The organism is Catenibacterium faecis (assembly GCF_014306455.1).
Classification (GTDB): domain Bacteria; phylum Bacillota_I; class Bacilli_A; order Erysipelotrichales; family Coprobacillaceae; genus Catenibacterium; species Catenibacterium mitsuoka_A.
Genome location: NZ_JACRWG010000026.1, coordinates 1 through 16414, shown reverse-complemented (window position 1 = coordinate 16414; position 16414 = coordinate 1). Strand labels below are relative to the sequence as shown.

The following is a 16414-nucleotide window of genomic DNA, read 5'->3' as shown; positions in this document are numbered from 1 at the left end:
TGCCTCATCGAGTGAAATTCATATTCTCAAGGTAATTATTTCCTGCTGTCATATCATATTGGACAAGCTTATAGTCATTATATAACTCTTTTTGTGATGATGAGAGATCGTCATATTTGATCAATTCTCCATTATCATTAATCATAGCTGCATCAGATTCTTCTTTAGAACCTGCTGCGGCTTTTGTAGTTATAACAGGTAATTCATCTAGAACCTTTTCTAATAATGCACTATAAGGTGTTGTTTTAGTTAAGGTTTGTTTTTGTACAAGTGACATAAAATCAGTAGGTGCTACAAGATCATATTGTTTATAAATTCTTCTACCAAGATGTCTTCTTGCATATTTATTAGAATAGATAAAATAATCTGTCTGATGAAGAATATTATTATTGTTTGTATCCCAATAAATGCCAGGTAAATGATCACCATAGAAGACAAATGTGATAGGTTTATTAATACTATCTATCTTTTCAATAAAGTTCTTCACTGCTTCATCTGTATGATGAAGTCCCATCACATATTCTTCTACCATTCCTCTAACATAGTCATTAGTGACTGCATTACCACTTGCTGCATATTTTTCTTTACCATCATAGTAATTGTTGTCATATGGTAAATGGTTCTGCATAGTGACAAGGTTAATGAATTTACTACCTTGAGCATCTAAAATTTCATCTATTGTATTTGCATAAGCTGTTTCATCTGATAAATAAGCACTGCGATCAATAGAAGATTGATGCTTGATTGGATATTTAGAGCCTAAATACATAAACTTATTAAAGCCAAAATTTTGATAAACTGTTTGACGACTATAATAAACACCAATATATGGATGAATCGCAACCGCCTGATTAAATAGACGAGAAAAAGCATAGGCTTGATTTTGTGTTGGGACAAGCTGCGTATAAGGTGTTAAAGCAGCAGAGAAGAACCCTTGGTTTAAACCAGTTAAAGCCATATATTCCATATTAGCTGTTCCTCCTCCATAACCTGTACTATACATAAGTCCTGAAGTCGTTGTTTTCATTAAACTTCTAATATAAGGAATAGGGTCATTTGCAAGAGTAAGTTCAGGGATACGATATGGATCTGCAAAACTTTCAGATAAGCCCATAATTACTATCTGATCATCCCAATCATTTCTTCTTCTCCTATTAATTCTTGCAGATTCTTGTGCATATTTCTTATAGAGTTGTGTCATTGTTTCTTTACTATAGTTTTCTGGCTCATTCATAACAGAAACATCAATATTATTGAGGAACTGTAAAAGAGGACCATTGACCTTTGCACCAAATAGCTGATTAAAGAAATAAGGCTGATCTCCTAGATCACGCATTAATGCATTAACATAAGAGCCATCATGATTAAAAAGAAGTGTACCACTGAAAAATATAGAAGTTACAAGAACCCAGATGATACTCTTTTTAAGAGACATATGAATAGCATAAGGATGCTTCTTTTCTAAATAAATAATCAAAATAACGACTAAAACGACTAATGCAATACTTGCAATAATGATATTTTTACCCATCATTCCAAGTAAACTCTTCCAGGCTTTAATCATTGCAAGATCTCCTGGAATAATTGGTTCTTCACGATAAATAACCTTTAAGCGATTGGCTACTGTAATAACAATCTGAGCAAAACCAGTAATCAAGACAGATACCCAATAACGTCTTGTAATAGCCATAAGGAAACGCGCTACTAAGACAAGCATGAGTGTATTAAGTAAGACAAAGAATTGTCTTGCGAAGAGTGTGTACCAGAAAATATTGTATGTTTCTATCGCATTAATTTCAATATTATAACTTGTATTCATTGCGATAAATGATGCAAAAGAAAGAATGTAAGCACATAGCAGCATAATGATATTGATTCTATGATTCTTTAAATACTGCTTAATCAGTTGAGCTTCTTTAGTGAACCATTGATTACTTAATTCAAAGTCACTAAAATGTTCTTCTATTGATTTAACTACTCTTTTAACCTGTGGAATTTGTTTAATAAGGAATGTGACTAAGAAGATGACAAAGACAATGAGTAAAGCTTCTAATTCGCTTTGTCTAAACAGTTTATTAAATGATGTTCCTACAAGATCTTCATTCCAGGATACAATGTTTTCTAATCGTCCTGCTCCAATTAAGACAAGAGAAGCAATAGGAATATAGCGTATAAAAGACCATTTATTAAAGAATGGAACATTTCTTAAAAGACGAATAAAATAAATAGCAATCATTACTTCAAAGAATGAAATTGATGTAGTAAAGCGTAATGCAGTGGACATATCTCCATGTACAATCTTAGAACATAATGGCATCATAGTGACACATAGCACATTCATTAAACAAAGGAGAATTAAAGAGATGATTGAAAAACGTTTTTCTTCTGATGCTTCGATTACACCTAGATAAAATAAAATAAATGTGAACGAGATACTATATCCATCACTTAATCCTAGTGAGTCAATACCACTTAGTGTTGGTAAAAGAAGAAGCGCTAAAAGAATCCATTTTAAATAGCGTTGGTTTACCTTCTTCATAAATGGATAACAAATCAAAGAGAGAATAACACCGGTGATTACAGGTGATACATTTCTAATTATTGGTAAGAAGATTGAATAGATTGCATTTGTATCTATTTTTTTGGTAAGCAAAAAACAAATGATTGTAGAGATGAGTCCTACAACAACTGTATAAAGCCATAGTTTAAGTGCTTCTGCAAAACTATTTTCTTTTTTAGAATAAATATATCCTAAGGATATAATAACAAGGTCTAGCCCTATAAGTGTGATGATATGCTGGACCTGGATGGTACTCATTAAAGTACCTACTTTACTTATATTGATATGTTTTGCATGGGATGTCCAAAAGAGCTGATCAAGAAGCATCAGTAGAGTCCCTATTATTAAAGATAGATGCGCTGTATGTGTCTTTTTCAAATTATTTACTCCTCTTCATATTTAACGCTAAATATTATATCATCTTAACAAAAAAATAGCATTAAACAATGTAATAAAAATGCATGAAAAAAAGGGACATAATTGTCCTTGCTTCCATAATGTCTTAGAAAAAATCATCAACATCGGGAATATTTCTAATCTTCCTGCAAGCATATCAAAGCTAAGTACAAGCTTAGAAAAGGCACTTAGGCTTGAGAAGTTACCTATATAAAAAAATCCCAACAAATTCTTGTTGAGATTCATTTTATTAATATGCTCTTGCAAAATAAACTACATGTTTTGCTTTTTTACCACAGCATGGACATACGCCATCTGCTTCTTCATGTTCATCGATACAACGTGAAGTTGCCTGATAAAGATCTTTGATCTTTAATTCGCATGCTTCTTCACCACACCAGTTCATCTTGACATAGCCACCCTTTTCATCTAATACTCGACCTACTTCTTCTAAAGTATTAACACGAGTGATATGGCTATTTAAGAATGCTGCTGCCTTATCATACATTTCCTGATGAATTGTTTCTAATGTATCATGGATTGCCTGTGGAAGATTTTCGTCTAAGTCCATCTGAGTCTTAACACCATCATTACGTTTTACAACAACACAATGACCATTTTCAATATCACGAGGTCCTACTTCAATACGTACTGGAATACCACGCATTTCTGCTTCAGAGAACTTCCATCCAGGTGATTTATCACTTGCATCTACACTTACTCTCATACCTGCTGCTTTTAACTGTTCAGAGATTTCATCTGCTTTTTCAAGTACACCAGCCTTCTTCTGCTGGATAGGGATAATAACTACCTGTGTAGGAGCAAGTCTAGGTGGTAATACAAGACCATTGTCATCACCATGAACCATGATAATAGCGCCTAATAATCTTGTAGATACACCCCAAGATGTCTGATAAACATGTTTTAACTTGTTATCCTTATCTAAGAATGTCATATTGAATGCTTTCGCAAATCCCTGACCAAAGTAATGAGATGTCCCAGACTGAAGAGCCTTACCATCATGCATTAATGCTTCAATAGTATAAGTTTCTTCTGCACCTGCAAACTTTTCTCTTTCTGTCTTACGTCCTGTTAACATTGGGATTGCAAGTAATTCTTTTGCAGTTTCTTCATAGATATCTCTCATCATTAATGTTTCAGAACGAGCTTCTTCTTCAGTAGCATGAATTGTATGACCTTCCTGCCATAAGAATTCAGAACCACGTAAGAATGGTCTTGTAGTCTTTTCCCATCTTACTACTGAACACCACTGGTTATATTTCTTTGGTAGATCACGATAAGAATTTACAATCTTAGCATAATGTTCACAGAATAATGTTTCTGAAGTAGGTCTAACGATTAAGTGTTCTTCTAAATCATCTAAACCACCTCTAGTCACAACTGCACATTCAGGTGCAAATCCTTCTACATGATCCTTTTCTTTATTTAATAGAGATTCAGGAATTAACATTGGCATATAAACATTCTGATGTCCTGTTTCCTTAAATCTCTTATCCATATAACTCTGAATCTGTTCCCATAAAGCATAACCATATGGGCGATAAATAATGAATCCTTTTACACTAGAATAATCCATTAATTCTGCTTTACGACATACATCTGTATACCATTGTGCAAAATCAACGTCTCTAGGTGTAATTGCATCATTTTTAATATTATTTTTTGCCATAACTTTCTCCTCTCTTGTACGATAATATTATAACTATTTTTGGGAAAATGAAAAGGATTAATCCAAATCATGATGATAATAATGTGTTATATTCACTTATTTTGTAATATAGAGTCTTGAAAAATAAGGGGATATAGAGAGTGTATTGATTAATGTTTCGTGATAATCTTCCTGTAATGAGTGATCAATGAATAATATATCCTGATGTGAAATCATAGAAGATAGACTATATCCTAAAACAATTATACATAAGCCAAGCATTGTAGAATCCTTCACCAGAGAAAGATGATCCTCTTCTTGAAGATAAAGTTTATTATCAAGTATAAGTTGAAGACGATCATGGGTGATTTGTTTGAGTAAACGGTTAGCAGTATTCATTAACTGCGTGATAAAAGATGTGACATCTTCTTCTAGAGGTATTGTCTGCTTATGAAGTAATGTAAGTATCTTTTGATTATTCAAACATTCTTTCTTCTTATTTTCTATGATGTTTTCATCAACATACATAATAAAAGAATATTTTTGAATGATTTCATCACAGAACTTTTCTGCATGTTTAATCTTCTTCTGTAATGTAAGATATTCTTCTTTGACTTCTTCAATTGCCATAAGTATTTCATGATAATCCTGTTTAAGTGCTGGAAGATGTTTTTCTAATTTATGTAGATAACCTATTTCATCTAAGAGCTTCTTATCCTCCTTATAATGAGATAAATAATCTGTATTTAATATACTGAGTTCTCTAATAAACATTTCTTTAGAAATATCTTCTGTAATATCTAATTCTTTTTTCTTTTCTATAATCTTTTCTATGAGTCTTTGATGACGTACCATATAGGTTGCTTTTTCTAAGCGCTTCTTTTCTAAATCTGTTCTTGTTTTTTCTAATATAGCTTCTTTCTTAAAAAGAAGTTCCCGAGATATTTCTCTTCCTTCTATTAAACAAGGTTTAGGATGATGAAGTGAGCCACATACAGGGCAAGGTGTTCCTTCCTTTAAATCCTTTGCAAGTATACCCGCAATACTATTCATATAATGATGATACATACGCATATAATCATCATTTTCACTACCATAAAGATACACAGCACGTGTATAAGATGCTTCTAAATCAAATAGATGATCCTGTGATATTAAGTATTCATCATAGAGTAAAGATAAAGCATTGAGTCCTTCTCTTCTTTTATCTATTGTCTGTTGTTGCTGCTTTCTGATAGCTGCTTTCTTTTCCATATCATCTAATTCAGTGACTAGTTCAATTTCACGTAATACTTTCTTTTTCTTATCTTCTAGTGATTTTTCTAGTTGATCTAAATGATTGGAATAGAGAGATAGATAAGGCTTATTCTTAGTAATATAAGCACATGCACTCTTATAATCTTCATAACTATTTAAGAAAGCCATTGTGTCATTAATCTGTTCCTCTATCATTTTTGTATCACTCGTCGTGACAGATTTTGTAGATAGAAAGGAACGCATAAGTGCCTCTGTAGGTGATTGAATCCAAGTTTCTATAAAAGAAGCAGGCATAATAAATTGGTGTAGGAATTGATTATAATTCATATTCAAAATATTGTGGATATGGTGCCTGGCTTCTTCATTTTCTAGATCATCACATCGAAGAATACATCTTCCTGATTGATACACACATTCAATAGTATGTATGATATTGTTTAGTTCAAATGTAAGATAAACTCTCTTAATAATAATTTCTGTTAAGCCAAAAAAAGCGAATGTGAGACCATTGACGACTGTATTATGATCTTCAATATAATTTATATGATTCTTAAAAGAAGTAAAGTCAGTCTCAACATTCTTATCAAAAGTTTCTATTGTGAGTTGTAATAGGTTCATAATATCCTCCTATTACTATTATAGAAAAAGGAATAGCCTTTTGCTATTCCTTAGTGAGAAAATCCCATTTTTCTACTTCTTTTGTTTTACTTACAACAAGGAAGTGATCTCCTGGCTGAATAATATAATCAGCACTAAAGTCCATTGTCATCTTAGGTGAACCTTGAGGTTTAATACCTACTACGTTCATACCATAAACTCGACGGATATTAACATTAGAAAGTGATTTGCCTTCCCAATCCTTAAGTGTCCTAATTTCTACGATAGAATATTCTTCATCAAGTTCTACTAAATCTACAATAGAACGTCTTAATAAATGTTTAGCAAGCTTATAAGCCATTTCTTTTTCTGTATTAATAACACGATCAGCCCCTACTTTTTCTAGAATGATCTTCTTACGTTTAGTACGTGCTTTCGCAATAACATAAGGGACATTTAATTCCTTTAATAATAAAGTACATGTTACTGCTTCTTCAAAATGTTTAGAAATAGCTACAACAGCCACATCAAATGTATTGATATCAAGTTCTAATAGCTGTTCACGATCAGTAACATCAGCTACGATTGCTTTAGTAACATTGTCTTTAATTCTACTGACACATACTGGATCAATATCTACTGCAAGAACTTCTACTCCGAAGTCTTCTAATGTTTCAGCAAGTGTGCTTCCAAAGATACCTAATCCTAAAATAGCGACCTGTTTTGGTTTATTACTCATGTTTACTCCTCCTAGCCAACAAGTACATCCTCATCTGGATATTTAAATTCTTTTGTATTTTTATCATGTGAACGTTTAGTAAATAAAATCATTAATGAAATAGGACCAATACGTCCAGCATACATCAAGATAATATCTACGCATTTACCAACTATACTTAATGCAGGTGTAACAGATGCACTCAGTCCTACTGTACCAAATGCTGAGAATACTTCCATTAGGATATTTAAATAATCCTGTTTAGGTTCTGTTATAAGCATAATAGAAGATGAAATAATACAAAGCATTAGTCCAAGGAAAAAGATAGAAAAAGCTCTTACGAGTGTTCTTTTCTTGATACGACGCTGGAATACTGTTGTTTCTTCAATACCACGATAAGTTGTTCTCATTAATAGTAATACAAGTGCAAAAGTAACTGTTTTAATACCACCTGCAGTAGATGCAGGAGAACCACCGATGAACATAAGAGAACACATCAATATTTTTGTGATTCTATTAAGAGAATACATATCCACTGTTGAGAATCCAGCAGTACGTGTAGTGACTGATTGGAAGAATGAGACTACAAGCTTATCTACTAAATTCATTTTTCCAATCGTTGCAGGATTGTTGAATTCCATTATAAAGAATAATAATGTACCTATAACAACCAACGATACAGTCATCATTAATACTATCTTTGTATGTAGGGCAAAGCTGCCAAATAGATGACGCCACGAAAAGCTTGATGATCTTCTCTTTTCTTTAATATATTTATCATGAATATCTAATACCACAATAAAACCTAGACCACCCATGATAATTTCAAATGGTACGATAAAGTTAATAATTGGATTTGTGTTGTATGCAATAAGTGATGTAGATCCACATAGATCAAATCCAGCATTACAAAATGCACTAATGGAATGCCATATACCATAATATAAGCCTTTAAGGGCACCTAAACGAGGTATAAAAAACATTGAGAAGAATATTAATCCAATCGTTTCTATTGAAACAGTATAAATAAAAATAGTTTTCAAAAGTCTTGGAAGCATACTTAAAGAATTCTGGTTGAGTGCTTCAGTAAAGACAAGTTTTCTACTTAATGTAATTCTTTGTCTTGCAAGAAACAAGAAAAGATATAAGAAAGTTAAGAATCCAAGACCACCAATTTGAACAAGAATAATAAGAACTGTCTGACCAAAGAGGTTATATTGATCCACAACTGTCAAAGGTGATAACCCTGTTACACATACAGCAGATGTTGCAATAAAGAGGTTATCCAAGAAACTTGCAGCTTCTTTCTTATTTGAAAATGGCAAAGAAAGTACTATAGCACCTATTATAATTACTGCAAGAAAAGAAAGTGATACTTTCTTTGGTGCAGAAAGTCGGCCAGAATGCTTTCGCCTAGCTAAAACAATATCTTTCATAACTAAATCTCCTATAATCGCATCTATTCTAACACCAAGATGTGATAAATCCAATACTAGTCTTTCTTAGAGACATAATATTGTGTAATTTCTTTCTTAGAACATTCATAACATACTACTAAAATAGCCCCTGCAAGATCAAGTGCAAGATCCTTCATTGTATCAGCGAGAGCATCATGTCCTTCTAATGGTTCATCATCACTTGATACGATAGTCGCACGTGTAGTTGCCATATATTGCTGGTTATTTGTATGGAAAATGTCATCTACTGTATATTCACATAATTCCCATACCGCCCCTACTGCAAGTGAGAAAGCAACTACAAATATATATAACAATGCACGATGCATAAAAAGGTATTTTCTACGTAGAATAAGCATCTGTAATAGCCATAAAGCGATAAATGAAAGAATAATACCTGAAGTAAAGTGAAGTAATGAATCCCACCAGCCAATCTTTCCATAGAAGTTTAAACCATCACCAAGCACAAGTCCTAAAAACGCAAAGGCAGTAACACTGATATGTACTTCAACAGGTACTTCAAAGTTTGCGAATTTCTTTAAAAGTCTTGGGGAGATTAAGACAATACTCATCGCAATATATTGTAATAATGAGAAAAACAAGCGAACGCGCATCTTTTCTTTTTTTACATAGAATAAAGCAACCATTGTCGCAATTGCAAGAATAAGTACAATAAACGATAAAATTCTCTTAAAGATTCTAACACGACGTTTTGTTTTTTCACTATATTCAAATTCGTTATTATTCATGAATTTCCCTCCTAGTCTATCTATTATAGCACACTTTACATATTATGAATCTTAATTTCATGTAAAGCAAAAAAACTCCTAGGCGCAAGCCTAAGAGTTCAAGTGAAAATCAATCTTATTCTTTTCCTTCAAGAATTGGAGTTACAGTAGTATTAATGATTTCCTGTAATGTGCTACAAGATCTGTCAAATTTTTCCTGATCAGATTCAGTTAAAGGTAATGTTAAGATTTCACGGATACCTGCTCTATTGATGATTGCTGGAACACCGATATATAAACCTTCATGACCATACTGACCTTCAAGGTAGCATGATAATGGAAGTACTGTATTTTCGTTGTTTAAGATAGCATCTACTAATCTAGCAAGAGACATACCGATACCATAGTAAGTTGCTCTCTTCTTATTGATGATTTCATAAGCAGCATCTCTTACCTGTTCGTAAATTCTCTGTAACTGATCAAATGGTACTTTTCTTTCTTCAACTACTTCAAGAAGTGATTTACATCCGATATAAGAATTTGTCCAAGATACGAATGAGCTATCACCATGTTCACCCATGATATAACCATGAACTGAAGCTGGGTTTACTTCAAAGAAGTTACCAATTTCATATCTTAATCTTGCTGTATCAAGCATAGTTCCTGAACCAAGAACCTGGTATGGATGAAGACCAGTAGCCTTCTGCATTACGTAAGTCATGATATCGCATGGGTTAGAAGCTACTACGATTACACCATTGAATCCTGATTCCTTAATAGACTTACCAACTGAAGCCATGATCTTTGTGTTGATTGCAACTAATTCAAGTCTTGTCTGACCTGGTTTCTGAGCTGCACCAGCAGTTACAACGATAACGTTAGCATCAGTGCAGTCAGAATAATCACCTGCATAAACCTTTAATTTACCGTTTGCATATGGTAAACCATGAACTAAGTCCATTGCTTCCCCTTCTGCCTTTTCAGTATTAACGTCAACTAATACAAGTTCATCAATACCTTTGTGGTTCATTAAAGTATAAGCCATACTCATACCTACAAAACCTGTACCAACTAGAACAACTTTACGGTTACCCTGAGCTGGCATATCATTTAAATAATCTGTCATTGCCATAATTTATTTCACTCTCCTATACCTAGAAGTATAGTATAATCATTTCCTAAATACAATAAAATATTTGCTATTTAAATAAAAAAATTCATTTAAATTTAGTTGATAAATCCATGCTTTTTTGATGTTACCGCTTTCGATGTTTCAGAGAATGCAAGTGTAAGCGAATTCATTGTTACAAATTTGTTGTAATGAAAATGTGACTTAAATTGACTTGTGGTCATTTATTGGTATAATAAATATTGGAGGGATTTATATGAATGCTCTGAGTGATATTAAATCTAAGATAGAAAAGAATAAAGAAGAAAAGAGGGAACGTCTTCTAGCAAGTGCCACTGCATTATTTGCAGAAAAGAATTTTAATAATACATCTATTTCTGACATTGTAAATAAAGCAAGGGTTGCAAAAGGTACTTTTTATTTATATTTCAAAGACAAATATGATATTAGAAACCACATTGTACAGGAAATCAGTACTGATTTATTCGATGAGGCTATGAAAGAATTAAAAAAACATCCTGAGATCACCCATTTTGATGATTCTATGATCTTTATCATCAATCATGTGATTAATGCTCTTGTAGCCAATCCTACATATCTTACCTTAATGAATAAAGACTTATCTCTTGGTGTCTACTCACAGGAACTCACAAAGATTCTAGAAGAAACAGATCATCTTAGTCTATATGAATTATTTAAGGAAGGTGTAGAAAGAGAGAATCTTAATATTAAAAATATTGATATTACCTTCTTTACTATAGTAGAGCTTGTAGGTTCAACTTGCTTTAGCTGTATTGTCAATAAGGTTCCCTGCCCTATTGAGGACTATAAGCCTTATCTATTTGATTTAATACGTACTTTACTTCATGCTGCTTAATAAAAAAAGCAGCATTTTTTCTATGCTGCTAAAACCTCATTCACATAATCAAGAAGCTTTTTAGTGTCTGTAAAAGTTTCTTCACGTGAGTTTTCTTTAAATACAACTGTAATGATTGTTTTATTCTTTACCTTAGAATAAGTAACCAAACATCTTTTCGCAAGATTAGTAAAACCTGTCTTTCCCCCAATGACTCTTTCATCATAATATGGAGAATCATGCTGGGTCATCTTTACATTCTGCATTGTACGATATTGATTTGATTCAAAAGTATAGTTTGGTGTAGAAATAATATTTCTTAACTCTTTATTCTTATAAAATGCTTTCGCAATAAGTGCCATATCCTTTGTACTGCATGTTTCTTTAAGCCATCCCTTTTCGGCATAACTGAGTCCATGAGGATTAGACACCTCTACCTTTTGACAGCCTAGTTTTTTTGCTTTCTTATTCATTGCACTAATAAACGCATCATAACCACCTTGATAGTTTTCAGCAAGAGTTAAAGCCATTTCATTAGAACTCTTTAAAAGCATACCACGAATAACATCTTTAAAAGGAATCTGTTCACCATCATGTACAGGTTCAGTATAGGCAAACACACGATCTGGTAAAGACATGATATTCTTTGTAGTAAGAAGTTCATCATCTTTATAATACTCTATTGCGACAAGGGCACTTAATAGTTTAATTGTAGAAGCAGGATAACGTGATTCCTGTTCATTTTTCACATAATATACCTTGCCTGTTTCTGCATCCATCACTACTGCAGACGCTTCTTCTGTGTTAAGTGCTGGTTGAGGGATAGATTTAATTTTCTTTTCTTTTTGTTTTGCAGTATGCGAGATTGTATTTGTCTTCTTTTTTTCTGGCTGCTTTGAAGTACATGCACAAAGCATGAATGCAGCGCATATCATTGTAATCCATTTACGATATTTCATTTTTTAATCACCTCTTTGAAACATAATAACTATTTTAAACCTATTCATCAATCTTCTTCCATCATTTTTCATTTTTTTTGAATAATAATATGTTATAATGATTTGGTAAAGGAGAAATAGTATGGTTAATTATCCAAACCTTAAAAAGGCACCGGCTAATATGTCTATCCCTAAGAAATCTACAAGTAAGCATTATACTGCTTTTCGTGGGATGAGCTTAGAAGAAGACATCAACCTATCTAACACCTATTACTTATCTGTCGATCAGGCTGTCATATATAAAAAACCGACACCTATCCAGATTGTAAAAGTCGATTATCCTTCACGAAATAAAGCCCGTATAGTTGAAGCATACTATCAGGCCCCTTCTACTACGGATTATAATGGAATTTATAAAGGCAGATATATTGATTTTGAAGCAAAAGAAACTAAATCTTTACGATTTCCTTTTCGTAATATTTCTGAGCATCAGATCAATCATCTCGCACGTGTCTCACGTCATGGGGGAATTGCCTTTATTATTATTGCCTTCACATCTGTAGGAGAAGTTTATTTGTTAGATGCTTCGATTATGGTAGAGCGCTTTTTTCATGACAAGAAGCAGCATATAAGTTATGATGAAGTGAAAGAAAGTGGACATCTTATTAAGCAGGGCTATCAGCCAAGACTCGCTTATTTAGATGTAATCGATGAATTTTACCTTAAGGAGGACACTTTATGAAAGTTCAATCAACCAAGGACCCTAAGCAGATAAAGAAAACAATTAAGATATGTATTATCGCATTATGTGTTCTTGTAGCGAGCGGTAGTGGTTACCTTGGATTTAAGATTTATCAGCAAATCAGTAATTTTGATATTGATAATCTTACAACAACTTCCTACTCTTCTCAGGTTTCTCAAGATGGAGAAACCTATTACAAGTATGGTAGTTCTATTGGGAAATATGTAAGTTATGATGATATTCCTGAAGTAATGATTGATGCTGTAGTTGCTGCAGAAGACTCTCGTTTTTTTGTACATAATGGTTTTGATATTCCACGTATTATTAAAGCGTTTATGTCAAATATTTTAGCAGGTCATACTGTGGCAGGTGGTTCTACAATTACACAGCAGCTTATCAAAAAAACATATTATCCAGATGCAGAAAAAACAATTGAAAGAAAAGTTGGAGAAGTCATTCTTTCTATTGAAGCGACTCAGCAGACTACTAAACAGAAAGTACTTGAACTATATCTCAATAAGATTTATTTTGGTAAGTCAAATAGTTCTATTGGTATTTATGGAGCAAGCTACTATTATTTTGGAAAGAGCCCTGATCAGTTAACTTTACCAGAAGCTGCATTACTTGCAGGTACAATTAATTCCCCTGTTTCATATGATCCATTTAAGAATTTAACTCTTGCAACAAAAAGAAGAAATATTATCCTTAACTTGATGTATGAACATGGATATATTAGTGAAAAAGAAAGAGATAATGCGAAAAGCGTAAAGGTTGAAAACATATTAAAATATGATCCTATTCAGACAAATGGAAAATATGCTTCTTATGTAGATCGTGTTACTCAGGAAGTAAAAGAATTAGGTTATGATCCTAATAAAACTAAGATGACTATCTATACTTATATGGATCATGATATGCAGGAATATCTTGATGATGTTTCTTCAGGTAAGAACTATAAGTTTACTGACAGGGAGATGCAGGCAGCTGCTTCAGTGCTTGAATCAAAAACTGGCCGTATTATTGGTTTGATGAGTGCGAAAAATTATCGTGCGAATAATTCTGATGCGACTTATCTAGATTATGCTTATACATTAAAGAATAGAAGACAGCCAGGTTCTTCTATCAAACCTATTCTTGACTATGCAACTGCATTTGAATATCTCAACTGGTCTACTGGACATACAGTAGATGACTCAGAGTTTACTCAGGGTAGCTGGCATCCAAAGAACTGGGATAACAATTACCATGATGATGTGCTTCTTGAAGATGCTCTTGCAAATTCATGGAACTTAGCTGCTATTCATACTTTAAATAGTGTTCTTAAGAAGGTTGGTAATAATCAGGTTGTTAGCTTCTTAAAAGGTTTAGGCTATAACATGGACGATGAAGATTTCAACTTGAACTATGCTATTGGTGGTTGGAAGTATGGTACAACACCTACTATGCAGGCAGCTGCTTATGCAGCTATCTCAAATGGTGGTACATATATTAAGCCACATACAATTCAGAAGATTGTGATTAATACAACTGGTGAAACTATTAATGTAGATGATGATATTCAAAAACAGGCAAGTGAAGGAATGAAAGATTCTACTGCTTTCTTACTTCGTCAGGTTATGACAAGCTATGTAAAGAGCAATGGAAGCTACTCAGCATTTGATATTGGTTCTCAGATTGGTGCAAAGACTGGTACTTCTAACTTTGATGCAACTATCCCAGCTTTAGCTGGCAAGGATAAAGACCATTGGCTTTGTGCTTATTCACCTGATTATGCATGGGCCTGCTGGAATGGTTTTCCTGCAGAAATATCTACAAAGAAACATAAATATCTTGCAAGTGGTATGAATGATGCAAAATCAATTGCCGCAAAGATTGCGAAGAAGCTTGCCACTCATAAGATGAAAAATAGCTATGAAACACCAAGTACTGTTGAAAAGGCACGTATGGTTAAGGGTGTATATCCATATGTATCTCCAAGTTCTTCTACACCAGAAGAAAAGATTTTGACTGCTTGGTTTGTAAAGGGACATGGTCCTAGTGGTGTAGATGATGGTTCTTCTTATGCCGATGAATATAAAGTACCTGAATTGACATCATTTAATGCATCATTGAATTCAAATAATTCAATTTCAGTCACATTTGGTTCTTATGATCCTGAATATGAAGGTAAGATCACTTGTGTTGTAGAAATCAGTGATGGTTCTTCTACAAAGACTGAAACATTATCTTCTACAAGTGGAACACTTGAATATAACACTGAATCAGGTAAGACATACACAGTAACTGGTTATTATAAACTAAAGAGTGGTGACACAACGTCTAATAAGAAGTCAGTAAGATTATCTACTGGAAGTACAGATGTAGGTACTGCAACCTTCAGTGTTACTGCAAATGGTGCAGCTATATCAAATGGAGCAACTATTTCAGCCACTTCAGTCAATGTCAGCACATCTGGTCCAAGTGGACATACAATGATTGTGACATGTAATGGTAATAGTCAATCATTGAATTGTGGAAGCAGTGCGACAATTAGTGGATTATCTAGTGGCAGATCATATACGATTTCATTTACTGAAAAGAATTCAAGTGGTGAAACAAAAACTATTGGTTCTATCCATTTCACAGTACAGACAACTGATACACAAGAACAATAAGGATTCCAAAAAAGGAATCCTTTTTTTAATTCAAAAAAAAGAATCCATAGGGATTAAAATGGACCCTGTAAAATGGACACGATAAAAAAGAGACCTTATTTGAACCGCCCCTGTCAAGTAGACAGGTGAAAAAATTAAAAACATGTACCCATGCCTGCCACGTAGTGGCAGGCATATTTTTATGCATAATGTGCCGCCTTATATTTCTGTATCGCCTTGTTCTCAGGTATTGGATACTGAACTGGATTCTCATTGCATAATGCTTCACTTCTTACTTCATAAGGTGTTCTCACACCAAATCTTCTTTGATATCTTTCATGACTGTAATATCTTATCCATTCTATTATTGCCTCTTCTAATTCCTCTTTTGTTTCATATTTCTTCCCATAATTATATATCTCACATTTAAGTATTCCCCAGAATCCTTCCATTGGTCCATTATCAATGCAGCAGTGAACTCTGGACATGCTCTGTTCCATGCCATTATCCTTAAGTATACGTACAAATATTGGACTCGTATACTGGTAGCCACCATCACTATGAAATAATGGATGTGCTCCTGGATTAGCTTCTACAGCTGATCTGAATGTATTGAAGACAAGTTTATTATCATTATGGTCACTAATTGCATATCCTACTGGATATCTGTCATAAAGATCTAGTATCAGGCTTAGATATAGCTTATTTTCATTATTCTTTCCATATTTGAACTC

12 protein-coding genes are annotated in these 16414 nt (G+C 33.3%); 3 read left to right on the top strand and 9 right to left on the bottom strand.

Going from position 1 to position 16414, the window contains the following annotated elements:
• Nucleotides 1–4: 4 nt before the first annotated feature.
• From H8909_RS07150 to H8909_RS07120, 7 genes are all read right to left on the bottom strand, one after another.
• A complete protein-coding gene (locus H8909_RS07150; RefSeq protein ID WP_187012330.1) occupies nucleotides 5–2938 on the bottom strand; it encodes an LTA synthase family protein in 2934 nt (977 codons plus the stop codon).
• A gap of 268 nt (nucleotides 2939–3206) precedes the next feature.
• Nucleotides 3207–4646 carry a proline--tRNA ligase gene (gene proS / locus H8909_RS07145; RefSeq protein ID WP_187012329.1) on the bottom strand — a complete coding sequence of 480 codons (1440 nt, stop codon included), beginning with the start codon at nucleotides 4644–4646 and terminating at the stop codon, nucleotides 3207–3209.
• Nucleotides 4647–4742: 96 nt separating this feature from the next.
• Entirely contained in the window at nucleotides 4743–6500 is a 1758-nt protein-coding gene (locus tag H8909_RS07140; protein WP_187012328.1) for a hypothetical protein, read from the bottom strand.
• Nucleotides 6501–6543: 43 nt separating this feature from the next.
• Complete coding sequence (locus tag H8909_RS07135; RefSeq protein ID WP_117459830.1) at nucleotides 6544–7218, bottom strand: potassium channel family protein; 675 nt, start codon at nucleotides 7216–7218, stop codon at nucleotides 6544–6546.
• Nucleotides 7219–7229: 11 nt separating this feature from the next.
• Entirely contained in the window at nucleotides 7230–8633 is a 1404-nt protein-coding gene (locus tag H8909_RS07130; protein ID WP_238928244.1) for a TrkH family potassium uptake protein, read from the bottom strand.
• A 56-nt stretch (nucleotides 8634–8689) separates the two neighbouring features.
• Complete coding sequence (locus H8909_RS07125; protein ID WP_117459834.1) at nucleotides 8690–9403, bottom strand: DUF2238 domain-containing protein; 714 nt, start codon at nucleotides 9401–9403, stop codon at nucleotides 8690–8692.
• Nucleotides 9404–9518: 115 nt separating this feature from the next.
• A complete protein-coding gene (locus tag H8909_RS07120; RefSeq protein ID WP_117459836.1) occupies nucleotides 9519–10514 on the bottom strand; it encodes an L-lactate dehydrogenase in 996 nt (331 codons plus the stop codon).
• 253 nt (nucleotides 10515–10767) lie between these two features.
• Here H8909_RS07120 and H8909_RS07115 point away from each other — a divergent pair, with 253 nt between their 5' ends.
• Nucleotides 10768–11388, top strand: a complete 621-nt coding sequence (locus H8909_RS07115; protein WP_187012326.1) for a TetR/AcrR family transcriptional regulator — start codon at nucleotides 10768–10770, stop codon at nucleotides 11386–11388.
• Nucleotides 11389–11408: 20 nt separating this feature from the next.
• On the opposite strand, the gene H8909_RS07110 is transcribed toward H8909_RS07115, so the two are convergent.
• The gene (locus tag H8909_RS07110) at nucleotides 11409–12326 is read right to left on the bottom strand and encodes a D-alanyl-D-alanine carboxypeptidase family protein (RefSeq protein WP_187012325.1); all 918 of its coding nucleotides are present in this window, start codon (nucleotides 12324–12326) and stop codon (nucleotides 11409–11411) included.
• A gap of 121 nt (nucleotides 12327–12447) precedes the next feature.
• On the opposite strand from H8909_RS07110, the gene recU reads away from it, so the two are divergent.
• Both recU and H8909_RS07100 read left to right on the top strand, forming a co-directional pair.
• Nucleotides 12448–13047 (top strand): Holliday junction resolvase RecU, encoded by a 600-nt coding sequence (gene recU, locus H8909_RS07105; RefSeq protein WP_022424206.1) that lies wholly within the window; start codon nucleotides 12448–12450, stop codon nucleotides 13045–13047.
• The gene (locus H8909_RS07100; protein WP_187012324.1) at nucleotides 13044–15701 is read left to right on the top strand and encodes a transglycosylase domain-containing protein; all 2658 of its coding nucleotides are present in this window, start codon (nucleotides 13044–13046) and stop codon (nucleotides 15699–15701) included. Before recU ends, H8909_RS07100 begins: the two co-directional genes overlap by 4 nt.
• 179 nt (nucleotides 15702–15880) lie before the next feature.
• On the opposite strand, the gene H8909_RS07095 is transcribed toward H8909_RS07100, so the two are convergent.
• Nucleotides 15881–16414 (bottom strand): DDE-type integrase/transposase/recombinase (locus H8909_RS07095; RefSeq protein ID WP_187012323.1); only part of this gene is annotated, 534 nt, incomplete at its 5' end.

Excerpts from the sequence above, each read along its gene's own strand:
- recU (WP_022424206.1), top strand. The coding sequence starts at position 12,448 with ATGGTTAATTATCCAAACCTTAAAAAGGCACCGGCTAATATGTCTATC.
- H8909_RS07110 (WP_187012325.1), bottom strand. The coding sequence starts at position 12,326 with ATGAAATATCGTAAATGGATTACAATGATATGCGCTGCATTCATGCTT.
- proS (WP_187012329.1), bottom strand. The coding sequence starts at position 4,646 with ATGGCAAAAAATAATATTAAAAATGATGCAATTACACCTAGAGACGTT.
- H8909_RS07140 (WP_187012328.1), bottom strand. The coding sequence starts at position 6,500 with ATGAACCTATTACAACTCACAATAGAAACTTTTGATAAGAATGTTGAG.
- H8909_RS07115 (WP_187012326.1), top strand. The coding sequence starts at position 10,768 with ATGAATGCTCTGAGTGATATTAAATCTAAGATAGAAAAGAATAAAGAA.
- H8909_RS07125 (WP_117459834.1), bottom strand. The coding sequence starts at position 9,403 with ATGAATAATAACGAATTTGAATATAGTGAAAAAACAAAACGTCGTGTT.
- H8909_RS07135 (WP_117459830.1), bottom strand. The coding sequence starts at position 7,218 with ATGAGTAATAAACCAAAACAGGTCGCTATTTTAGGATTAGGTATCTTT.
- H8909_RS07130 (WP_238928244.1), bottom strand. The coding sequence starts at position 8,633 with ATGAAAGATATTGTTTTAGCTAGGCGAAAGCATTCTGGCCGACTTTCT.
- H8909_RS07120 (WP_117459836.1), bottom strand. The coding sequence starts at position 10,514 with ATGGCAATGACAGATTATTTAAATGATATGCCAGCTCAGGGTAACCGT.
- H8909_RS07100 (WP_187012324.1), top strand. The coding sequence starts at position 13,044 with ATGAAAGTTCAATCAACCAAGGACCCTAAGCAGATAAAGAAAACAATT.